The sequence below is a fragment of the Azospirillum sp. NS33 genome (assembly GCF_059703765.1).
The window spans coordinates 45846-68796 of the sequence record NZ_BAAKJB010000025.1; the positions used below are offsets into that span (position 1 = coordinate 45846).

Consider the following 22951-nt stretch of genomic DNA (forward strand, 5'->3'; position numbering starts at 1 on the left):
GCAGCCTCTGGTGTCTCCCCGGCGACGCCCCCATCCCACAGTCATGGTATGGTGTGGACGAATGATCGCGGCTATCGTCCCGTTCGGCATCGGCCCGGCAATTGCCGCGGCGCTGCGGATTCCGCAGCGCCGCGGCAGGACCGATCTCTGATGCCGCTGGAATGGTGAGTTGTTAAAGAAATATTAGTCCGCTCAATTCCAAGTTCGGCACGTGGTTCGATCTTTGGTGGCAACATGACCGATCAACATTCGCAGCCCGCCGCGATTTCGCAGTCCGGCTGGTCCTTTTGCAGCCGATGATTGAGGGCAGCCCGCGCTTCCGCGATTGGATGGCGGACGAGGGCGCGGCCTTGGCTTTCACCACCTATCAGGTCGGGCGTCTCGTCCTGCTCGGGCTGGGCGCGGGTGACCGGCTGCGCGCCCAGGTCCGCCGGGTTCCCCGCTGCCAAGGCCTGTGGAGCGACGGCCAGACGCTGTGGGTCGGCGGCGAAGCCCATCTCTGGCGCTTCGACAACACCCTTCGCGGCGGGGCTTCGGCCGCGAACGGATGCGACCGGCTGTACGATCCGCGCCAATGCCTGGCCACCGGAGACGTCGACATCCACGACATCGCGGTCGGCGCCGACGGCCCGCCCGTGTTCGTCAACACCGCCTACAGTTGCCTTGCCGTTCCCGACGCGGGGGGCGGCTTCCGGCCCCTGTGGCGGCCGCCCTTCATCACCGAGGTGAAGGCCGAGGACCGCTGCCACCTCAACGGGTTGGCGCTGGGCGGCGACGGCAGCCCGGCCTATGTGACCGCGTTCGCCCGCACCGACGCGATGGAAGGCTGGCGCGAGCACCGGCTGTCGGGCGGCATCCTGCTGGACGTGGCCTCGGGCGAGACCGTCTGCGGCGGCCTGTCGATGCCCCATTCGCCGCGGCTGCACGACGGCCGGCTCTGGGTGCTCAACTCCGGGACCGGGGAGCTGGGGACCATCGATGCCGCCGCCGGCCGCTTCGAACCCGTCTGCTTCTGCCCTGGCTACGCCCGCGGCCTGGCCTTCGTCGGCCGCTGGGCGGTGGTCGGGCTGTCGCGGCCGCGGTCCGGCAACAGCACCTTCGAGGGCCTGCCCCTGGACGAGCGCCTCGCGGCCAAGGGGGTCGGCGCGCGCTGCGGCCTCGCCGTGGTGGACACCACCAGCGGCACGATGGCCCACGCCCTGACCATCCACCACACCATCGACGAGCTGTACGACGTGGCCGTGCTGGCCGGCGCCCGCCGGCCCGAGGCGCGCAATCCCGTTCTGCCAACGCCGGCCAGTGCAGAGTTGCCGACCCAGGGGAGAGTTGAGATATGAGCGACCCGACGTTCACCCTGGTGGGCACCAACGCCTTCGGTCTCGGCGGCAGCGGCCATGCCTACGGCAGCCCCACCCTCGTCGACATCGACGGCGACGGCGACCTCGACGTGGCGATCGGCGCGGCCGACGGCGACATCACGGTCTACCGGAACATCGGCACGACCGCGTCGCCCAGCTTCTCCGTGATCGGCACCAACCCCTTCGGCCTGGCTTCGGTGGGCGGCTACGCCGCTCCAGAGTTCAAGGACATCGACGGCGACGACCTGCTCGACGCGGTCATCGGCGACCAAATCGGCAATCTCACGATCTACAAGAATGTCGGCACCTCGACGGCGCCCAGCTTCTCGCTGTTGGGCGCGGGCCAGTTCGGATTGACCGGCTCGGGCGGTATCGACGGCTTTGCGTCGCCGTCGATGGTGGACATCGACGGCGACGGCCTGCTCGACGCGATCATCGGCAGCGCCTCCGGCCTCCAGACGTTCTACCGCAACATTGGCACCTCGACGGCACCGAGCTTCTCGCAGGTGCCCGGCGGCAACCCGCTGGGTCTCGCCGCCGTCGGCCAGTATGCGGCACCGGCGCTGGTGGACATCGACCAGGACGGCGATTTCGACGCGCTGATCGGCAACTCCGAGGGCAGGATCCTGCTCTTCCGCAACGGTGGGACGTCGACGACGCCCACCTTCGCGCTGGCCGGCACCGATTCCTTCGGCCTCGTCTCCACCGAAACCTACATCACCCTTGCCTTCGGCGACCTCGACGGGGATGGGGATCTCGACGCGCTGATCGGCTTCGGCACCGGCGGCACGGTGCTGCTGCGCAACGGCACCACGGTGCTGTCGGCACCGACCGGCCTTGCGCTGGCGGCGGCGTCGAACAGCGGGTCGACCTCGGACTCGCTGACCAAGGTGACGACGCCGGCGATCACCGGCACGGCCGATGCCGGGACGTTTGTGGTGCTCTACGACGGGGCCACGGCGTTGGGCACGGCAGCGGCCGACGGGTCCGGCCTGTGGACCATCACCTCGTCGTCGCTGGGCAACGGCACCCACGCGCTGACCGCGGCCAGCGTCTCCTGGGGCGAGACATCGTCGGCGTCGTCGGCGCTGTCGGTCACCATCGACACCGCCGTTCCGACCCTGACCTCGGCGGTGCTGGGCGGCACGCGGCTGGTCCTCACCTATTCGGAGGCTCTGGACGGGGCCGCGGCGCCGACCTCCGCCTTCACGGTGTTGGTGGGGGGCGCGCCGCGCACGGTGACCGCCGTGGCGACCAGCGGCCGGACCGTCACCCTGACCCTCGACGCCGGGGCGACGCCCTACCAGAGCGCCACCGTGAGCTACACGCCGCCGGGATCCGGGGCGCTCACCGGGGATTCGGCCGGCAATGCGGCCGCCGCGCTGAACGGGCAGGCCGTGACCGTGCGGGGCGATCCCTACTTCGCCCTGGCCGCCACCAATCCGTTCGGCCTGACCACCCAGCCTTTCGCCCGACCGGACGTCGTGGACATCGACGGCGACGGCGACCTCGACGCGATGGTCAGCGCCGCCGACGGCAACACCTATTTCTATCGGAACGACGGCACGACGGCGGCGCCCAGCTTCTCCCTGGTGGCCACCAACCCGTTCGGCCTGACGGACATCGGCAACTACGCGACGGGGAACTTCCAGGACCTCGACGCGGACGGCGACCTCGACGTCTTCATCACCCAAGCGACGATCGGCAATCCCGTCTATTTCCAGAACGTCGGCACCACGGCCGCGCCCAGCTTCTCGCTGGTCGGCACCGAGCCGTTCGGGCTCGCCCACGACACGGAGCTGACCGCCGTCGCCTTCCTCGACACGGACGGCGACGGCGATCTCGACGCGCTGGTCGGCACCCAGCCCGGCGACCTCCTGCACTTCCGGAACGACGGCACGACGGCGGCGCCGAGCTTCACCCTGGTGGCCACCAACCCCTTCGGCCTGGCGAACGTCGACGGTCCATCCAACCCCGGCTACGCGACCCCGTCGACCGTCGACATCGACGGCGACGGCGACCTCGACCTGGTCGTCGGCACCGGCGACGGCGACACCGTTGTCTTCCGCAACGTCGGCGCGTCGGGTGCGCCAACTTTCACGCTGGCCGGCACCAATCCCTTCGGCCTGGCGAAGTCGGGGAACGGCTACGCCAGACCAGTGCTCGTCGACATCGACGGCGACGGCCTGCTCGACGCGCTGATCGGCGAGGTCGACGGCAACACCCTCCTGTTCCAGGGCGTCACCGCACCGCCCGTCGGGCTGGCCCTCGCCGCGGCGTCGAACAGCGGGTCGACCGCCGACGCGCTGACCAACGTCACGACCCCGACGATCACCGGCACCGCGGTGCCGGCCACCGCGGTCATCCTGTACGACGGCGCCGCGGCGGTCGGCACGGCCACGGCCGACGCCAACGGGTTGTGGACCGTCACCGCGGCGTCCCTGGGCAGCGGCGCCCATTCCCTGACCGCACGGACCGTCGTGGGGGCCGGGACATCGGGGGCCTCGACCGCGCTGGTGGTGACCATCGACACCACGGCGACGGCGCCGACCGGCGTGGGGCTGGCCGTCGGCGCGGACAGCGGCGCGTCGTCGAGCGACGGCGTCACCCGGATCGAGACGCCGACGGTCACCGGGACGGTGGCCGAGGCGGGCACGGTGGTGCTGTACGACGGCGCCACCGCGGTGGGCACGGTGGCGGTGGCGGGTGCCGGCGCGTGGACGATCACGCCGGGCACGCTTCTGGAGGGAACGCACACGCTGGCGGCCCGCGCCATCGACGCGGCGGGCAACACCTCGGCGGGCTCCACCGGCCTGGTGGTGACCGTGGATACGACGGCGCCGACGGCGCCGACCGTGTCGGGCTTCACCGACAACACCGGGTCGTCCGGGGACGGCATCACGTCGGACACGACGCCGACGGTGTCGGGCAGCGCCGAGGCCGGCGCCCTGGTGGTGGTGTCGGTGGGCGGCACCGCGGCGGGCACGGTGACGGCCTCGGGCGGCGGGGCGTGGAGCTTCACCAGCGCGTCGCTGGCGGAAGGGGCCCACAGCGTCACCGCGGTGGCGGTGGACGCGGCCGGAAACACCTCGTCACCGTCCACCGCCCTGGTGGTGACGGTCGACACGACGGCGCCCGCGGCGCCGACCCTGACCGGCTTCACCGACGACACCGGAACGACCGGGGACGGCATCACGGCGGACGTCACGCCGACGGTGACGGGGACGGCGGAGGCCGACGGCACGGTGGTGCTGTACGACGGTGCCACCGCCCTGGGAACCGCGGTCGCGACGTCGGGCACCGGGGCGTGGACCATCACCGCGCCCAGCCTCGCGGCGGGCGTGCACAGCCTGACGGCGGTGTCCCTGGACGCGGCGGGGAACACCTCGGCAGCGGCGTCGGCGCTGGCGGTGACCATCGACACCACGGCGGCGGCCCCCACCGGGCTGGCGCTGGAGGCGGCCTCGGACACCGGCGCGTCGTCCAGCGATCGCGTCACCACCGACACCACCCCGACGATCGCCGGGACGGTGGCCGAGGCCGGCACGGTGGTGCTGTACGACGGCGCCACCGCGGTGGGCACGGTCGCGGCGGCGGGTGCCGGGGCGTGGACGATCACCCCGGCCAGCCTGGCGGCGGGAACGCACACCCTGACGGCGCGGGTCGCCGATGTGGCCGGGAACACCTCGGTGGCCTCGTCGGACCTGACGCTGACCATCGACACCACGGCGCCGACGCTGGCCCAGTCGACGCCGGCCGCCGGGGCCACCGGCGTCGCGCTCGCCCAGGATCTGGTGCTGACCTTCGGCGAGGCGGTGGTGGCCGGCACCACGGCGGCGACGGTGTCGCTCTACCGCTCGGACACGCCGGGCACGGCGGTGGAGACCTTCGACCTGTCCTCGGGGACGGGCACCGGCGGTGGAACGGCGACCGTCAGCGGAACCACGGTCACCCTCAACCCGGCCGCGGGCCTGTCCTATGCGACCCTCTACCACGTCCAGGTGACGGCCACCGCGGTGACCGACCTGGCCGGCAACGCCTATGCCGGCGTCGCCGACACCACCAGCCTGACCTTCACGACCCTCGCCGCCCCCCCGCCCCCTCCCGACCCCGGGGGCGGCACGACCACGGTGACGACCCCGGTGGTGGGCGAGCAGGTGACCGTGGTGTCGACCACGAACACGACGACCACGGTGGACGGCGCGACGGTGCAGGAACAGCGCCTGACCACCGCCAGCGGTGCGGTCGTCGAAATCATCGAGGTGGCGACGGTGACGGCCGATCGCACCGATGCGAACGGGATCACCACGGGGGCCGACATCCCGCTGGCCACGAACGCGGCCACCGGGCAGACGGTGCTGCAGGCCAGCGTGCCGACCGGGATCGGCCTGCGGGTCGAGGGGGTGACCACGGCGCAGACCCCGGCGACCGCGCTGACCGGGCTGATCCAGGCGATCCGGTCGCGCACCACCAGCCAGCCAGCGGCCCAGACCGAGATGGCCGAGGTCGGCGAGAGCTTCCTGGCCGGCCTGCCGGCCGACGCCCAGCTCACCGTGCGGACCATCGTGCCGACCGCCGCGGCCGGGGCGTCGCCGACGACGCCGCTGACCATCACCGGCACCTCCACCACCGGGGCGACGGCGCGCGAGGCCCTGGTGATCGACGCCAGTGCGCTTCCCTCGGGCACGGTGATCCAGCTCGACAACGTGTCGTTCGCCGCGGTGGTGGGGGCGGTGCGGGTGACCGGGGGGGCGGGGTCCCAGTCGGTGGTCGGCGACAGCGGCGCCCAGTACATCGTGCTGGGCGCCGACGACGACACCCTGCGGGGCGGCGACGGCAACGACTTCGTTGGCTCCGAGGGCGGCGCCGACCTGCTGTACGGCGACGGCGGCGACGACACGGTGACCGGCGGCGAGGGCGCCGACCTGCTGTTCGGCAACCGCCAGAACGACGCGCTGTACGGCAACTGGGGGGCCGACACCCTGTTCGGCGGCCAGGACACGGACACCCTGTTCGGCGGCCAGGACGGCGACACCGGCTACGGCCAGCTCGGCACCGACGAGGTGTACGGCCAGCTCGGCTCCGACACGCTGTTCGGCGGCCAGGGGGCGGACACCCTGTTCGGCGGCCAGGGCGACGACCGGGTCTACGGCAACCGGGACGCCGACGCGCTGCACGGCAACCTCGGCAACGACACGCTGGTGGGCGGGTTGGGGGCCGACACCCTGACCGGTGGCGGCGGCGCGGACCAGTTCCGTTACGACAGCGCGGAGGAGGGCGGTGACACCATCACCGACTTCACCTCGGGCGAGGACGCCATCGCGGTGCTCAGCCCGAATTTCGGCCAGCTGACGGCGGGGGTGCTGGCGGCGCAGCACTTCGCCCTGGGGGCGCCCGGCGACGGCGACGACTGGTTCGTCTTCGACACCACCACCGGGGTGCTGTCCTTCGACGCCGACGGGTCGGGCGAGGGGGCCGCGGTGGTGATCGCCAGGATCGACACCCGCTCCCTCAGCCACACGGACATCACCGTGCTGTCGGGCTAGACCCGCCGCCTCGACGGGGCGACGCCTCCGCCTACCGCATGAGCTCGCGGGTGGCGGCGTCGAGCCCGGCGAGGGTCAGCGGGAACATGCGCTGGCCCATGAGGCGCCGCAGGATGCGGGTGCTCTCCGTGTGGCCCCAGCGCGCCTCCGGCACCGGGTTCAGCCACACCGCCTTGGCGTGGGCCGCCAGCAGACGCTCCAGCCACACCTGGCCGGGCTCCTCGTTCCAGTGCTCCACGCTGCCGCCGGGGTGGACGATCTCGTAGGGGCTCATGGCGGCGTCGCCGACGAACACCAGCCTGTAGTCGGCCGGGTAGGTGTTCAGGACGTCCCAGGTGGCGATGCGCTCGGCGTGGCGGCGGCGGTTGTCGCGCCACACGCCCTCGTAGACGCAGTTGTGGAAGTAGTAGTGCTCCAGGTGCTTGAACTCGCTGCGCGCGGCCGAGAACAGCTCCTCGCACAGCCGGACGTGATCGTCCATCGACCCGCCGATGTCGAGGAACAGCAATAGCTTGACCGCGTTGTGCCGCTCCGGCACCAGCTTGAGGTCGAGCCAGCCGGCGTTCTGCGCGGTGGCGCGGATGGTTCCGGGCAGGTCGAGTTCGCTGGCCGCGCCCTGGCGGGCGAAGCGGCGCAGCCGGCGCAGCGCCACCTTGATGTTGCGGGTGCCCAGCTCCACCGTGTCGTCGAGGTTGCGGAACTCCCGGCGGTCCCACACCTTGACGGCCCGGCGGTGGCGTGACGCCTCCTGACCGATCCGCACGCCCTCCGGGTTGTAGCCGTGGGCGCCGAAGGGCGAGGTGCCGGCGGTGCCGATCCACTTGGACCCGCCCTGGTGCCGCCCCTTCTGCTCGGCCAGCCGCTGGGCCAGGGTGTCCATCAGCGCGCGCCAGCCGCCCAGGGCCTCGATCTGCGCCTTCTCCTCGTCGCTGAGCAGCCGCTCCGCCATCTTGCGCAGCCATTCCTCCGGCAGCGTCACGGCGTCGACCGCCGCGCCGTCCGCCCCCTCGCCGTCGCCGAGGCCCTTGAAGACCTGGCCGAACACGCGGTCGAAGCGGTCGAGGTGGCGCTCGTCCTTGACCAGGCAGGCGCGCGCGAGGTGATAGAACGTCTCCACGTCGTAGGCGGCCAGGCCCCGCGCCATGGCCTCCATCAGCGTCAGGTACTCCGTCAGGGAGACCGGCACGCCGGCCTGGCGCAGGGAGAAGAAGAACCCGGTGAACATGGCGCGGTCTCGCGGCGGCGGCGGCGGTGGGGCCGCGTCACAGTAGGGGCGTCGTCCGGGGCTGTCCACCCGGGGGGCGGCGGCTTGTGCGGGACTTGCATCTTGTGCCGGGCGGCCGGTGGCCCGAAGATGGCGGGTCATGAGGAGGAGGTGCGGAGGATTGCCCTTGAACGTTTTGATCGTGATGACGCGGGCGCTGGATTTCGCCGCGCACAAGCACACCGACCAGCGGCGCAAAGGGGTCCGGGCGGAGCCCTACCTCAACCACCTCGCCGAGGTGGCCCGCCTGGTCGCCGAGGCGACCGACGGCACGGAAGCCGACGCCGTTGTGGCGGCCCTGCTGCACGACGCCCTGGAGGACACCGACGCCACCCGTGAGGAGGTCGCCGCCGCCTTCGGCGAGGCCATCGCCGGCATCGTCGTCGAGGTCACCGACGACAAGCGCCTGGGCAAGGACGAGCGCAAGCAGCGCCAGATCGACCATGCCCCGCACGCGTCGCGGCCGGCCAAGCTGGTCAAGCTGGCGGACAAGGTGAGCAACCTGCGCTCCATGGCGGTGAGCCCTCCGGCCAACTGGTCGCAACGCCGCAAGGTCGAGTATTTCGAGTGGGCGGCCGCCGTCGTCGCCGGCCTGCGCGGCACCAACGCGCGTCTGGAGGCCCAGTTCGACGAGGCCTACGCGGCCGGGCTGGCCGGCCTGCGCGGCGACGGCCCCGGCTAGCCCCGCTCCGGGAGCCACCGCCGTCACCCGCCGCCGTCACCCACCGCCGCGTTCCTCCGGCGGCGTGGTCGCGGCGGCCTCGTCGTGGCCGCTGCGCGCGCTGTGGAACATCAGGGCCATCAGACCCACCGCCAGGGCGGCGGTCAGGACGATGCCCAGGACCAGCGCCAGCACACCGTGCAGGCCGAGGCCCGGTCCGCCACCGCCGAACGCCCACAGGGCCGCCAGGGCCGCCCCGGTCAGGACGGCGCTGGTCGCCAGGAACACCCACACCCACCGCATCCGTCCCTCCGCCCTCGCTCCGGACCCGGGAGATGGGGAGCGCCGGCCGGCCTGTCCAAGCCCCCTACATGTCGAGACCGATGTCGAGGGTCGGCGCACTGTGGGTGACCCATCCCGCCGAGATCATGTCGACGCCGGTTTCGGCGATGGCCCGCACCCCGTCGAGGGTGACCCCGCCCGACGCCTCGGTGAGCAGGCGTCCGTCGACCAGGGCGACCGCCTCGCGCATCGCCGCGGGCGCCATGTTGTCGAGCAGCACGGCGTCCACCGGAAGGGCCAGCAGTTCGCGGAGCTGGTCCAGGGTGTCGACCTCGACCTCCACCTTCACCATGTGGCCGACGGCGGCACGCACCCGCTCCACCGCCGCGGCGATGGAGCCGGCGATGGCCACGTGGTTGTCCTTGACCAGGACGGCGTCGTCCAGGCCGAAGCGGTGGTTGGCGCCCCCGCCCATGCGCACCGCCGCCTTCTCCAGCGCCCGCAGCCCGGGCGTGGTCTTGCGGGTGCAGACGATGCGGGCCCGCGTGCCCGCCACCGCCCGGACCAGGCCGCGGGTGGCGGTGGCGACGCCCGACAGGCGGCCCATCAGGTTGAGCGCGGTGCGTTCGGCGGTCAGCAGGGCGCGGGCGCGGCCGTGCAGGGTGGCGATGCGGCCGCCGGCGGGCACGTCGTCGCCGTCGCCGCATTCCACCGCCATCGCCACGTCGGGGTCGAGCAGGCGGAAGGCGCACAGCGCCACCTCCAGCCCGGCCACCCGCCCGTCCTTGCGGGCGACGATATGGGCCGTGGCCATGGCGTCGGCGGGCACGACCGCGTCGGTGGTGAGGTCGCCGGCGCGGCCCAGATCCTCCAGCAGGGTGGCGCGGACGATGGGCTCGTAGATCAGAGGCTGAAGCATGCGCTGTCTCCGGAAACGGACTCGGCGGGCTGGCCGTCCAGCTCGTCCAGGGTGAAGAAATGGCGGACCGCATGGGGGTCGGCGGCGGGGAAATCGCTGCGGAAATGGGCGCCGCGGCTTTCCCGGCGGGCCAGGGCGGCGTGCACCACCAGCCGTGCCACCAGCAGCAGGTTGCGGGCCTCCCCCCAGGCCCGCACCGCCGTGGCGCCGGCGGCGCCGTCCGCCGGCAGGCGGTCGAGGTCGCCGGCGAGGCGGTCCAGCCGGAGGCCGGCGCGGCGCAGTCCGGCGCCGTCGCGCACCAGCCCGGCCGCCTCGTAGAGGCCGCGGCGGGCCGCGGCGACGATCATCGCCGCCAGTCCGCCGCCGCCGGACACCGCCGGCGGATCGGGCAGGGCGACCGGCGGCGGCGGCGGCGGACGGCTGGCGGCGAGGTCCGCCGCCACCCGGGTCCCGAACACCAGGGTCTCCAGCAGGGAGTTGCTGGCCAGCCGGTTGGCGCCGTGCACCCCGGTGCAGGCGACCTCGCCGCACGCCCACAGGCCACGCACGGTGGTGCGGCCGCGCCCGTCGGTCCACACGCCGCCCATGTGGTAGTGGGCCGCCGGGGCCACCGGCACCGGCCCGGCCTGGGCATCGACTCCGGCGGCGGCGCACAGCGCCAGCACCGTGGGGAAGCCGCCGGGGCGGGCCGCCAGGGCCGGCCGCAGGTCGAGGCGGACCACCTCGCCGGCCGCGACGCGGCGGCCGATGGCCCGGGCCACCACGTCGCGCGGCGCCAGCTCGGCCAAGGGATGCTCGGCGGCCATGAAGCGCCGGCCGGCGGCGTCGAGCAGCAGGGCCCCGGCGCCCCGCAGGGCCTCGGTCAGCAGGGGCGCCGGCCCGTCGCCCGCACCATCCGCCGCCGCCGCGGGCGCCGCCAGCGCGGTGGGATGGAACTGCACGAACTCCACGTCGCCCAGCAGGGCACCGGCGCGCGCGGCGAGGGCCAGCCCGTCGCCGGTGGCCTCCGGCGGGTTGGTGGTGCGGGCGAAGGCGGCGCCGATGCCCCCGGTGGCCAGCACCACCCGCCGGCTGCGGTGGAACACCCAGCCGGCGCCGTCATGGTGGGCGAGCAGGCCGCAGACATGGCCGCCCCGCACCACCAGGTCGGTCACGAAGGCGTCGGTCATGACGCTGATCGCCGGGCACGCCCGCACCCGCGCGGCCAGCGCCGCGACCAGGGTGCGCCCGGTGGCGTCGCCCCCGGCGTGGACGATGCGCGCCGCGCCGTGGGCCGCCTCGCGGCCGAGCAGGGGGGTGCCGTCGGCGGCGCGGTCGAAGGGCATGCCGGCGGCCAGCAGGTCCCCGACCCGGCGCGCGCCTTCGCCGGTCAGCATCGCCGCGACGCCGGGGTCGACGAAGCCGGCGCCGGCCGCCACGGTGTCCGCGGCGTGGGCGGCCGGCGAGTCGCCGGGTCCGATCGCGGCGGCGATGCCGCCCTGGGCGTGCAGGCTTGAGCCGCCGGGCAGGTCGGCGGTCTTGGTCAGCAGAAGCACCCGGCCGGCGCCGGGCGGTTCGGCCAGCCGCAGGGCGACGGTCAGGCCGGCGAGGCCGGAGCCGACCACCACCACGTCGGCGTCGTCGAGGGCGGGCATGGGCGATCTCCGCGGCGGGGGGGGCGGGGCTCAGCGCGGCTTGACCGCCAGCATCCGCTCGACCGAGCGGCGGGCCCGGTCGGCCAGCGCCGGCGCGATCTCGACCCGCGGCTCCAGGGTGACCAGGGCGCGGTGGATGGCGGCCAGGGTGATGCGCTTCATGTGCGGGCAGAGGTTGCAGGGGCGGACGAACTCGGTCTCCGGCACCGACGCGGCGATGTTGTCGCTCATCGAGCACTCCGTGACCATGAAGACCCGCGGCGGGCGGTCGCGCTCGATCATGTCGACCATCCGCGCGGTCGAGCCGACGAAGTCGGCCGCGGCCAGCACGTCGGGCGGGCATTCGGGATGGGCGATGACCACCAGGTCGTCGAACCGGGACCGGAACTCGGCGATCTCGGCGCCGGTGAAGCGCTCATGCACCTCGCAGTGGCCCTTCCAGGCGATGATCTCGACGTCGGTCTGGGTCGCCACATGCTTGGCAAGGTACTCGTCGGGCAGCATGACGACCCGCGGCGCGTTCAGGCTCTCCACGACCTCCACCGCGTTGCCCGACGTGCAGCAGATGTCCACCTCCGCCTTCACCGCGGCCGCGGTGTTCACGTAGGCGACCAGGGGCACCCCGGGGTAGACCGCGCGCAGCGCCCGGACATCGGCGGCGGTGATCGACTCCGCCAGCGAGCAGCCGGCGGCGGCGTCGGGGATCAGCACGGTCTTGCCCGGGTTGAGCAGCTTCGCCGTCTCCGCCATGAAGTGCACGCCGGCCATGACGATGACGTCGGCGTCGCTCTCGGCGGCGCGGGCCGCCAGGGCGAGGCTGTCGCCGACGATGTCGGCGACGCCGTGGAAGATCTCCGGTGTCTGGTAGTTGTGGGCCAGGATCACCGCGTTGCGCTCGCGCTTGAGCCGCTGGATCGCGTGAACCAGCGGCGCATGGAAGGGCCACTCGATCTCGGGGATCACCCGGCGCACGCGCTCGTAGATTGGCGCCGTGGCGGCGCGGACCTCGTCGGTGTAGGCGAGGGCGACGGTGTCGTCACGGGGCAGCGCGGTGTCCATGGCATTATGCTCCCGTTGAGGAAAAGCGGTTATTCTCTCAACGAGCATAATGCATGCCCACGGCCTGTCAAGGCCGCCACGCGTGGCGGTCAGGGGTCGCCGGGCAACCCGGCGCGGGTGCTGGTGCGCTCCAGCACCGCCCGGCGCAGGAATCGGTAGAGCTCGGCCGGGCGGCCGCCGGTCTGGCTCTCGAAGGTGCCGGTCGGCTCGACCAGGCCGCCGGCGATCATCAGGCGGCGGAAGTTCTGCTTATGCAGCCGGGTGCCGGACAGGGCCTCGACCACCCGCTGGAGCTGGTGCAGGGTGAAGGTGGGGGGCAGCAGCTCGAACACGATGGGCCGGTACTTCAGCTTGCCGCGCAGCCGCTCCAGCGCCGTGGCGAGCACCCGCCGGCCGTCGCGGGCCATCGGCCGGCCCAGCGCCCGCGGCATGTCGCGGGGCGTCGCGGCACCGGGCCCGCCGGCCGACGCCTCGAGCTGGCGGTCGCGGTGCGCCTCGACCACCAGCCCCGCCTCGTAGAGCAGTTCGTAGCGCTGGAGCACGCGCTCGCCGTCCCATTCCGCGTCGTCGAGGCCGAACGCCAGGCCCGCGCGCTCCGCCCGCCGCCCGCGCGCACCCGCGTCGGGGGCGGCCTCGATCCAGCGGCGCAGCGCCGGCACGACGACCGCGTCGAGGACCGGCGGGCGTTCCTCGCGCCAATCCTCCCACGGGAAGTGATCGTAGAGGTCGCGCCACTGCGCCTGCGCGTCGCCGCCCAGCGGGCCGTCGCGCACCAGCGCCAGATAGCCCACGGTGATGGCGCGCGGCCCGCCGAACAGCTCGTGCGGGTCGCGGTGGCGGTCGGCGAAGGTGTAGAGCTGCTCGACGTAGCGCAGGGACAGGCCCGACAGCCCCTCGGCCACGGCGCGCACCCCGTCCTGCAGGGTGCGGAAGGCGGCGGGATCGAAGGGGGCGCCGGGCAGGGCGTCACGGTGGGGCGGCGGCAGGGTGCCGCCGCCGACGCCGGGCGGCGCCTCGAACCCGCTGCGCACCTCGACCACCCGGGGAACGGCGCCGGCCACCGCCACGATCACCACCGTCAGGCCGAGGCGTGGATTTGCGCTCACGAATGGTCCCCATCTTGGCCGCCGCCGCGCCGCGACCATAGCCCCGGCGGCGCGGTGCCGCCAGCCGCGACATGTGGTCGCAAGGATGCGGTGCGGTGGGTTGCCGCGCGACACCGCTGCGCGGATCGGTTACGAGAGGCGCCCCGCCCCCCTGACGCCAGGATGTGATCGACCATGGAAGATACCCGCGTGACCCTGATGGCCCTCGGCCTGCTGGTGGCCGTCCTCGCCGTGCTCGGCGGCCTGGTGTTCGCCGCGCCGACCGCACTGGTGGTGCTGGCGACCGCCGGTGCCTGGGCCAACCTCGCCTGGCTGCTGGGCGTCACCATCGGCCGCCCGGTCTGATCCCCGTGGCCCCGGCGCCGGGGCTGGACAGGACGCCCGGGGGGCGATAGACAGCGGCCACCGCGATCCGCCCCCCGACTGGTCCCTCCGGAGGCCGCCATGGACACCGCCCTTCCCGTCGTCCGCACCGTCGCCGACCTGCGCGCCACCGTCGCCGCCTGGCGGCGCGAGGGCCTGCGCGTCGCCCTCGTGCCCACCATGGGCGCCTTGCACGATGGCCACCGGGCGCTGGTGCGGCATGCCGGGTCCCTGGCCGACCGCGTGGTCGCCAGCGTCTTCGTGAACCCGACCCAGTTCGCCCCGCACGAGGATTTCGACCGCTACCCGCGTGACGAGGCGGGCGATGCGGCGACGCTGGCCTCGGCCGGTTGCCACCTTCTCTACGCCCCCTCGGCGGGCGAGATGTACCCGGAGGGGTTCGCCACCGCGATCAGCGTCGGCGGTCCGTCGCAGGGCCTGTGCGGCGCCGTGCGGCCCCATTTCTTCGGCGGCGTGGCGGTGGTGGTGACGAAGCTGTTCCTCCAGGCGCTGCCCGACGTCGCCGTGTTCGGCGAGAAGGACTACCAGCAGCTCCAGGTGATCCGCCGCTTCGCCCGCGACCTCGACATCCCGGTGCGGGTGGAGGGCATGCCCACGGTGCGCGAGGCCGACGGGCTCGCGATGTCGTCGCGCAACGCCTATCTCGACGCCGACCAGCGGGCCCGCGCGCCGGAACTGCAGCGCGCCCTCGCCGACGCCGCCACCGTCCTGTCCGGCGGCGGCCCGGCGGCGGCGGCGCTCGACGCCGTGCGCGCCCGCCTGACCGCCGCCGGGTTCGGCGCCATCGACTACGTGGACCTGCGCGACGCGGCCACGCTGGCCCCGCTCGACCGTGCCGACCGGCCGGCACGCCTGCTCGCCGCGGCCTGGATGGGCAAGGCGCGCCTGATCGACAACGTGCCGGTCCGGCCGGCCTGAACCGTGCCCGTCCGGGCGGCCCGGGCGGTCACGCCGGCTCGCCCAGCAAGGCCCGGCGCAGCGCCGCCGCGGACACCGGCTTGTGCAGGACCAGGCAGCCGGGCACGGCGGCGTCCTGGAGGGGCAGGGCGCCGGTCTCGCCGGTCAGCAGGATGGTGCGGACCGGCGGGTCGAAACGCCGGCGCACCGCGTAGAGCAGCCCGGCCCCGGTCGCCCCGTCGCGCAGGCGATGATCGGCCAGCACCACGTGCGGCCGGTCCGGGGCCATCGCGTCGAGCCGCGCCCGGGCGTCGGCCGCCGACGCCGCCTCCAGGGTGGCGTAGCCCCACCGGCCCAGCATGGCGACCAGGGCCGCGCAGACCAGGGGATCGTCCTCGACCACCAGGACCAGGCGCCCGGCCCCCTCGGGATCCGCCGGCAGGGGCGGCGGCGGGACGGGCGGCGCCATGCCGGAGACGGCCAGCGCCACCCGGACGGTGAAGGTCGAGCCCTCGCCCAGGCGCGAGCGCACGCCGACGGGGTGGTCGAGCATCATCGACAGGCGGCGGACGATGGCCAGGCCGAGGCCGACGCCACGGTCCTCCCTCGCCCCCGCCGGTCCGCCCGCCGCACCCGGATCCGGCGCCGACTCCGGCCGCGGCTCCGGCGGCTGGCCATGGTCGACCTGGTGGAACTCGTGGAAGATGGTCTCCAGGCTGCCCTCGGGGATGCCGATGCCGGTGTCGCGCACCGCCAGCGCCACGGCGTCCTCCTCCTCCGCCACGGTGACCGCGACCGCGCCCCGCTCGGTGTAGCGCAGGGCGTTCTCCACGAGGTTGCGCAGAATGCGCCCCAGCAGCTCCGGGTCGCTCGCCACCACGGCGTCGCAGCGCGCCACGCTCCAGCCCAGGCCGCGGGCGGCGGCCCGCGGCGCGTAGGCCTCGTCCAGCTCGTCCAGCAGCCGGGCGATGGGAAAGGCGACGGTGCGCGGCAGCACCGCCCCGCCGTCCAGCTTGGAGATGTCCAGCAGACGGTCGAGCAGACTGCGCAGCGACTCCAGGCTCTTCTCCAGGCGCATCAGCACCTCCAGCCCGCGCCCGACGGTGACGTGGGGGACCAGCGCCTCGGCGAACAGCACCGCCGATTGCAGCGGCTGGCGCAGGTCATGGCTGGCCGCGGCGAGGAAGCGCGTCTTGGCCTGGCTGTCGCCTTCCGCGGCACGGCGCGCCACCGCCTCCGCCCGGGCGCCGACCAGCGCGCGCTCGTGGGCACGCCGTTCCGACAGGTCGGCCGCCATGGTGACGAAGCCCGACGGGTCGCCGCCCGGCCCGTGCAGCGGCATCACCGTCACCGACACCGGCAAGCGACCGCCATCCTTGTGCCGATAGGTCCAGTCGCGCCGGTCGGGCTGGCCGCGCCGCGCCCGCCCCAGCACGGCCTCGACGCCGGCGGCGACGGGGGTGCCCAACTCGCGGCCCAGCCGGGCGGCCTCGGCGGCGATCTCGGCGGGGTCGTGGATGGCCAGCAGGCCGGCGCGGCCGACCAGCTCGCCGCGGGCGTAGCCGAGACCGCGCTCGGCCGCCGGATTCAGGTCGACGATGATTCCCGTCTCGTCGGTGACGACGACGATGTGAGGGGTGGCCGCGTACACGGCCGCACCGGCCGTCGCGGCGGGCGCCGCCGGCTCCGGTTGCCCGCGGGAGCGGGCGCGGTTGGCACCGTCGTCGTCGTCGGGCATCGCCGCCTGTCCTCGTCGTCCGCACGCCGGCTCCGGCGCGCGGACATCCCTTTCGTAGGGCAGCCCCCGGCGCGATGCAAGCCAACGATGCATGACCTTCGGTCGCACGCCGGTTCCCGCGTCATTGCCAGGCGGCCGCGGCGGCCTATACTCGCGCCAACCAACCGGTCAACACGGGGAGAATCGAGATGCCGCTGGACGCCGCCGAGAGCGCCGCCCGCCTCGGGCTGAAGGATCCGTCGCTGCTGCGCTTCCAGGCCTTCGTCGACGGGGGCTGGGTCGACGCCGACAGCGGGGAGACGGTGCCGGTCACCGACCCGGCCGGCGGCGCCACCATCGGCACCGTGCCCAACATGGGCGCGGCGGAGACGCGCCGGGCCATCGCGGCGGCGGCGCAGGCCTGGCCGGCGTGGCGCGCGCGCACCGCCAAGGAGCGGGCGGCGGTGCTGCGGCGCTGGCACGACCTGATGATGGCCAACCAGGAGGACCTTGCCCGCATCATGACGGCCGAGCAGGGCAAGCCGCTGGCCGAGGCGCGCGGCGAGATCGCCTACGCCGCCGCGTTCCTGGAGTGGTTCGCCGAAGAGGGCAAGCGGGTCTACGGCGACACCATCCCCACCCACAAGCCCGGCACCCGCATCCTCGTGCTCAAGGAGCCGATCGGCGTCACCGCCGCCATCACCCCCTGGAACTTTCCCGCCGCCATGATCACCCGCAAGGCCGGGCCGGCGCTGGCCGCCGGCTGCCCCATGGTGATCAAGCCGGCGACCGCGACCCCGTTGACGGCCTTCGCCATGGCCGAGCTGGCGGCCCGCGCCGGGGTGCCGGCCGGCGTGCTGTCGGTGGTCACCGGCTCCGCCCGGGCCATCGGCGGCGAGATGACCGGCAACCCGACCGTGCGCAAGCTGTCCTTCACCGGTTCCACCGAGATCGGCAAGCAGCTCATGGCCCAGTGCGCCGGCACCGTGAAGAAGGTCTCGCTGGAACTGGGCGGCAACGCCCCCTTCATCGTCTTCGACGACGCCGACCTCGACGCCGCGGTGGCCGGCGCCATGGCCTCGAAGTACCGCAACACCGGGCAGACCTGCGTGTGCGCCAACCGGCTGCTGGTGCAGAACGGCGTCTACGACGCCTTTGCGGAGAAACTGGCGGCCGCCGTCGCCGCCCTCACCGTCGGCCCCGGCCTGACCACCGAGGGGGCGCAGCAGGGGCCGCTGATCGACGCGGCCGCCGTCGCCAAGGTCGAGGACCACATCCGCGACGCCCTCGACAAGGGCGCGCGGGTCGTGATCGGCGGCAAGCGCCACGCCCTGGGCGGCACCTTCTTCGAGCCGACGGTGCTGGCCGATGTCACCCCCGCCATGACGGTGGCCCGCGAGGAGACCTTCGGCCCCGTCGCCCCGCTGTTCCGCTTCGCCACCGAGGACGAGGCGCTGGCCATGGCCAACGACACGGAGTTCGGGCTGGCGGCCTATTTCTACGCCCGCGACGTCGGCCGCGTCTGGCGGGTGGCGGAGCGCCTGGAATACGGCATCGTCGGCATCAACGAGGGGATCATCTCCACCGAGGTGGCGCCGTTCGGCGGCATGAAGGAGAGCGGCACCGGCCGCGAGGGCTCCAAGTACGGGATCGACGACTTCCTGGAGATCAAGTACCTGTGCATGGGCGGCGTCGACCGCTGACGGCGGGCGCGGGGCGACGGGCGGGGGCACGCGCCCCCGACGTCGGTGTCGGTACCCTTGCCGCGCCGCGCGTGGGATTTGACCGCCTCCGGTTATCCATCTAAAATGCCGGCAATGCGCTTCCGGCACCCCGCACGCCCGCATCGCGGGCGCCGGGTTGCGTGGCGACAGGTTGCGTGGCGACAGGTTGCGTGGCATCGGGGTGCGGAGGAGGGTGGGGTGCGCATCGTCTGGCGCCGCCGCAACGGCGATGAGGCCGAGCTGAGGGTGCCCCTGCTGGTCGCCGGCATGCTGGCCGTGCTGGTGCTGGTCGGCGGCACCGGGGCCGCGGTGGTCAAGGCGGTCCAGGCCCACCGCATGTTCGCACCCCCCGGACAGGCCGGCCCCAACTACGCCACGCTTCCCGAGATGTCCTTCGTCATGCCGGGGGCGCGGGCGATGGACCTGCGGGTCAAGATCGAGCTCGACGCCGCCATCGATCCCGCGGTGACCGATTCCTTCGCCACCCGCATCGCCGACCGTCTCGGCGACCGCATGCGGCTGATCGACGTCGACCGCCTGCGCGGCGCGGAGGGCGCCAAGCTCATCAAGAGCACGGTGACCGCCGTCGTCGACCGCGAGATCCGGCCGCTCAGGGTGCGAGACGTGCTGCTGGAAAGCCTCGTCATCCGGTGACGCGCCGGCGCACGCCGGGACAAGGCGGTGCCATGCCCCCTCGGCGGCCCCTCGGCCCGACGGGCGCGGGCGAATTAGATGCGCGCCCATTAACCAAACTTAACCAATTGTCGCTAGAACGGGAAGCGCGGCGGGGACGGTGATCCCGCCAAGGGTCCAATCCGCGAAACCGAGGTCATGGCAGACAGCAACGTACTGGAGGCCGAACGCGATCCGGCCGCCGCCGCAACGCCCCCGCTGACGGTGGTCGTGGACGAGCTGGAGCGTCCCCCCCACAGCGCCCTGCAATGCCTGGTCGCGGTGGCCGGCCACCACGGCGTCTCCACCACCGTCGACCGGCTGGTCCACGACAATGTTCTGCCGGCGGCCGAACCGCCGACCCACGCGCTGCTGCGCCTGGCCCGGAGCATCGGCCTGCAGGCCAAGGCCCGGACCCTGACCTGGAAGGCGCTGGTGGGGCTGGGCAAGGTGTTCCCGCTGCTGGCCCGGCTGGCCAACGGCAACACCGTCGTGGTGGTTGGCCCGTCCCTCCAGGACGAGGTGGTGAAGGTCGGCGTGCTCGACCCGCTGGCCGACAAGCGCAACATCTTCTTCCTGGACGAGGCCCAGTTCTGCGCCCAGTGGACGGGCGAGGTGGTGCTGCTCAAGCGCGCCTACCGCCTGACCGACGAGAACCAGCCCTTCGGCCTGGCCTGGTTCGTGCCCGAGATCCTGAAGCAGAAGACGGCGTTCCGCGACATCGCCCTGGCCGCCGTGGTCCTGCACCTGCTGGCGCTGTCGGTGCCGATCTTCTTCCAGCTGGTGATCGACAAGGTGCTGGTGCACCACGCCATCGCCACCTTGTGGGTGCTGGCCGCCGGCGTCGCCGGGGCGCTGGCCTTCGAGGCGGTGTTCAGCTTCCTGCGCCGCTACCTGCTGCTGGCCGCCACCAACCGCATCGACATGCGGCTGTCGCGGCGCACCTTCAGCCACCTGCTGGCCCTGCCCATCGACTATTTCGAGAGCACCACCGCCGGCGTCACCCTGCGCCACATGCAGCAGGTGGAAAAGATCCGCCAGTTCCTCACCGGCCGCCTGTTCCTGACGGCGCTGGACTGCACGGCGCTGTTCCTCTTCGTGCCGATCCTGTTCCTCTACTCCGGCAAGCTGTCGGCGGTGGTCCTGGTGTTCGGCGTCCTGATCGCCGCCGTGGTGGTGGCCCTGATCGGGCCGTTCCGCCGCCGCCTCCAGGCGCTCTACGACGCCGAGGCGCAGCGCCAGGGCATGCTGGTCGAGACGATCCAGGGCATGCGCACGGTCAAGACCTCGGCCATCGAGCCGGTGCAACGGCGCAAGTGGGACGACCGCACCGCACGCGCGGTGCAGCTCCACCTCAGCGTCGGCCAGATCTCCAACGGCGCCCAGGCGGTGACCACGCTGCTGGAGCGGCTGATGCTGGTAGCGGTGGTCGCCATCGGCGCCCAGGACGTGTTCACCGGCGGCCTCAGCGTCGGCGCCCTGATCGCCTTCCAGATGCTGGCCGGCCGGGTGGTCGGTCCGCTGGTCCAGGTGGTCGGCCTGGTCCAGGAGTACCAGGAGACGGCGCTGTCGGTGCGCATGCTGGCCCAGGTCATGGGCCGCCCGCCCGAGCGGCGCTCCGGCCAGTCCGGCCTGACGCCGCAGCTCAAGGGCGCGCTCGCCTTCGACCGCGTGACCTTCCGCTACGGCCTCAACCCGGTGCCGGCGCTGGACGCCGTCAGCCTCGACATCGCCCCTGGCTCGGTGGTCGGCATCGTCGGCCGCTCCGGATCCGGCAAGACCACCCTGACCCGGCTGATCCAGGGTCTGTACCCGGTGCAGCAGGGGGTGGTGCGCTTCGACGGCGTCGACATCCGCGAGATCGACCTGCCGCACCTGCGCCGCTCCCTGGGCATCGTGCTGCAGGAGAATTTCCTGTTCCGCGGCACGGTGCGCGAGAACATCGCCGTCACCCGCCCCGACGCCCCGTTCGAGGAGGTGGTCGCCGCGGCCCGGCTGGCCGGTGCCGACGAGTTCATCGAGAAGATGCCCCAGGGCTACGAGACGGTGATCGAGGAGGCGGCGGCCAACCTGTCGGGCGGCCAGCGCCAGCGCCTGGCCATCGCCCGCGCCCTGCTGCCGCGCCCGCGCATCCTCATCCTCGACGAGGCGACCAGCGCCCTCGATCCCGACAGCGAGGCGATCTTCCTCGACAACCTCCAGGCCATCTCGGCGGGGCGGACGGTGCTGATCGTCTCCCACCGCCTGTCCACCATCGCCGGCGCCGACACCATCATCGTCATGGAAGGCGGCCAGATCATCGATCAGGGCCACCACGCCGATCTTCTCCCCCGCTGCTCCACCTACAGGCACCTATGGGCTCAACAGAACCGCCACGGCTGACCCGGTCCGACAAGCCCAGCAAGCTGGAGCTGGAGTTCCTGTCGGAAGCCGACGCCATCGAGGCGCGCCCGCTGCCGCTGCTGGCCCGCATGACCCTGTACGCGCTGGTCGCGCTGATCGCCGCCGGCGTGGCCTGGGCCGCGGTGTCGGAGATCGACCGCGTGGTCACCGCGCGCGGCAAGCTGGTCACGACCCCGGCGACCATCGTCATCCAGCCGCTGGAGACGGCGGTGGTGCGCGACATCAACGTCAAGGTCGGGCAGGTGGTGCGCAAGGGCGACCTCCTGGTGACGCTCGACAGCACCTTCACCACGTCGGACGTCTCCCAGCTCAAGACCCGGTTGAACAGCCTGGACGCCCAGGTCGCCCGGCTGGAGGCCGAGCTGGCCGGCGGCGGCGACGCGGCGCTGCCGGAGGACACCCCCGACGAGCGGCTGCAGAAATCCCTCTACCGCGAGCGCCAGGCCTTCCGGGCCGCCAAACGCAAGCTCTACGACGAGAACGTGGGCCGCATCGGCGCGCTGCAGCAGAGCAACGTGCGCGACCAGGCGGTGCTGCGCGAGCGCGTCCAGGCGATGGCCGAGGTGGAGAGCATGCGCGAGGAGCTGCACCAGCGCCAGACCGGTTCCAAGCTGCTGATGCTGGAAAGCCGCGAGCAGCGCCTGGAGGTCGAGCAGGAGCTGCAGCGCGCGCTCAACAAGGACTTCGAGCTGCGCCAGGAGCTGGCGGTGGTCGAGGCCGAGCGCCAGAGCTTCGAGCAGGAGTGGCAGCAGAAGGCGCTGGAGGAGCTGGTCACCGCCAAGCGCGAGCGCGACAGCATGTCCGAGCAGCTCGCCAAGGCGGAACGCCGGTCGGAGCTGGTGGTGATGACCGCCCCGTCCGACGCGGTGGTGCTGGAGCTGGCCAAGCGCTCCCGCGGCTCGGTGGCGCGCGAGGCCGAGCCGCTGGTGACCCTGGTGCCTCTGGACGCCCCGCTGGAGGCCGAGGTGCAGATTGAGGCGCGCGACGTCGGCTACCTGCGCGCCGGCGACACCGCGCGGATCAAGATCGACGCCTTTCCCTTCCAGAAGCACGGCACGGTGCCGGGCTCCCTGCGCACGATCTCCGAGGACGCCTTCGCCCGGGAGCGCACCGCCGTCGGCGCGGAGCAGGGCAGCGAGGCCTACTACATGGGCCGCCTCGACCTCGGCGGCATCGCCCTGCGCGGGGTCGGCGCCGATTCCCGTCTGCTGCCGGGCATGACCCTGTCGGCGGAGATCTCGGTCGGCAAGCGCACGGTGCTCAGCTACTTCCTCTACCCGCTGCTGCGCGGCCTGGACGAGAGCATCCGCGAGCCGTGATGGGGG

At 73.3% G+C, this 22951-nt stretch carries 16 protein-coding genes; 9 read left to right on the forward strand and 7 right to left on the reverse strand.

Annotated elements, in window-relative coordinates:
* The first annotated feature begins 296 nt into the window (after positions 1-296).
* The gene (locus tag AC6H2I_RS20835) at positions 297-1337 is read left to right on the forward strand and encodes a TIGR03032 family protein (RefSeq protein ID WP_497502626.1); all 1041 of its coding nucleotides are present in this window, start codon (positions 297-299) and stop codon (positions 1335-1337) included.
* On the forward strand, positions 1334-6904 hold the full coding sequence (locus tag AC6H2I_RS20840) for an Ig-like domain-containing protein (protein ID WP_497502627.1): 5571 nt from the start codon (positions 1334-1336) through the stop codon (positions 6902-6904). The genes AC6H2I_RS20835 and AC6H2I_RS20840 overlap by 4 nt, the downstream gene beginning before the upstream one ends.
* Positions 6905-6935: 31 nt before the next feature.
* Here AC6H2I_RS20840 and AC6H2I_RS20845 read toward each other — a convergent pair whose 3' ends face one another.
* Complete coding sequence (locus AC6H2I_RS20845; protein ID WP_497502628.1) at positions 6936-8129, reverse strand: vWA domain-containing protein; 1194 nt, start codon at positions 8127-8129, stop codon at positions 6936-6938.
* A gap of 166 nt (positions 8130-8295) precedes the next feature.
* Here AC6H2I_RS20845 and AC6H2I_RS20850 point away from each other — a divergent pair, with 166 nt between their 5' ends.
* Positions 8296-8850: an HD domain-containing protein gene (locus AC6H2I_RS20850; RefSeq protein WP_497502629.1), complete on the forward strand. Its 555-nt coding sequence runs from the start codon at positions 8296-8298 to the stop codon at positions 8848-8850.
* Between the two features lie 36 nt (positions 8851-8886).
* Here AC6H2I_RS20850 and AC6H2I_RS20855 read toward each other — a convergent pair whose 3' ends face one another.
* From AC6H2I_RS20855 to AC6H2I_RS20875, 5 genes are all read right to left on the reverse strand, one after another.
* Positions 8887-9132: a hypothetical protein gene (locus tag AC6H2I_RS20855; RefSeq protein WP_497502630.1), complete on the reverse strand. Its 246-nt coding sequence runs from the start codon at positions 9130-9132 to the stop codon at positions 8887-8889.
* Positions 9133-9196: 64 nt separating this feature from the next.
* The gene (nadC, locus tag AC6H2I_RS20860) at positions 9197-10030 is read right to left on the reverse strand and encodes a carboxylating nicotinate-nucleotide diphosphorylase (protein ID WP_497502631.1); all 834 of its coding nucleotides are present in this window, start codon (positions 10028-10030) and stop codon (positions 9197-9199) included.
* Positions 10015-11664, reverse strand: coding sequence for an L-aspartate oxidase (locus tag AC6H2I_RS20865; RefSeq protein WP_497502632.1), 1650 nt, complete (start codon positions 11662-11664; stop codon positions 10015-10017). The genes nadC and AC6H2I_RS20865 overlap by 16 nt, the downstream gene beginning before the upstream one ends.
* A 30-nt stretch (positions 11665-11694) precedes the next feature.
* Positions 11695-12723, reverse strand: a complete 1029-nt coding sequence (gene nadA / locus AC6H2I_RS20870) for a quinolinate synthase NadA (RefSeq protein ID WP_497502633.1) — start codon at positions 12721-12723, stop codon at positions 11695-11697.
* An 89-nt stretch (positions 12724-12812) separates the two neighbouring features.
* Positions 12813-13829: an NUDIX hydrolase gene (locus AC6H2I_RS20875; RefSeq protein WP_497502634.1), complete on the reverse strand. Its 1017-nt coding sequence runs from the start codon at positions 13827-13829 to the stop codon at positions 12813-12815.
* Positions 13830-14003: 174 nt separating this feature from the next.
* On the opposite strand from AC6H2I_RS20875, the gene AC6H2I_RS20880 reads away from it, so the two are divergent.
* Positions 14004-14174 (forward strand): hypothetical protein, encoded by a 171-nt coding sequence (locus AC6H2I_RS20880; RefSeq protein ID WP_497502635.1) that lies wholly within the window; start codon positions 14004-14006, stop codon positions 14172-14174.
* A 99-nt stretch (positions 14175-14273) separates the two neighbouring features.
* The gene (gene panC, locus AC6H2I_RS20885; RefSeq protein WP_497502636.1) at positions 14274-15131 is read left to right on the forward strand and encodes a pantoate--beta-alanine ligase; all 858 of its coding nucleotides are present in this window, start codon (positions 14274-14276) and stop codon (positions 15129-15131) included.
* A gap of 28 nt (positions 15132-15159) precedes the next feature.
* Here panC and AC6H2I_RS20890 read toward each other — a convergent pair whose 3' ends face one another.
* Positions 15160-16848, reverse strand: a complete 1689-nt coding sequence (locus tag AC6H2I_RS20890) for a PAS domain-containing sensor histidine kinase (protein WP_497502637.1) — start codon at positions 16846-16848, stop codon at positions 15160-15162.
* 188 nt (positions 16849-17036) lie between these two features.
* Between AC6H2I_RS20890 and gabD the strand changes: the two genes are divergently transcribed.
* From gabD to AC6H2I_RS20910, 4 genes are all read left to right on the forward strand, one after another.
* A complete protein-coding gene (gabD, locus tag AC6H2I_RS20895) occupies positions 17037-18530 on the forward strand; it encodes an NADP-dependent succinate-semialdehyde dehydrogenase (protein WP_497502638.1) in 1494 nt (497 codons plus the stop codon).
* A gap of 219 nt (positions 18531-18749) precedes the next feature.
* Positions 18750-19205 (forward strand): flagellar basal body-associated FliL family protein, encoded by a 456-nt coding sequence (locus AC6H2I_RS20900; RefSeq protein WP_497502639.1) that lies wholly within the window; start codon positions 18750-18752, stop codon positions 19203-19205.
* A gap of 177 nt (positions 19206-19382) precedes the next feature.
* The gene (locus AC6H2I_RS20905) at positions 19383-21605 is read left to right on the forward strand and encodes a peptidase domain-containing ABC transporter (protein WP_497502640.1); all 2223 of its coding nucleotides are present in this window, start codon (positions 19383-19385) and stop codon (positions 21603-21605) included.
* On the forward strand, positions 21578-22945 hold the full coding sequence (locus AC6H2I_RS20910; protein WP_497502641.1) for an HlyD family type I secretion periplasmic adaptor subunit: 1368 nt from the start codon (positions 21578-21580) through the stop codon (positions 22943-22945). The genes AC6H2I_RS20905 and AC6H2I_RS20910 overlap by 28 nt, the downstream gene beginning before the upstream one ends.
* Positions 22946-22951 lie beyond the last annotated feature (6 nt).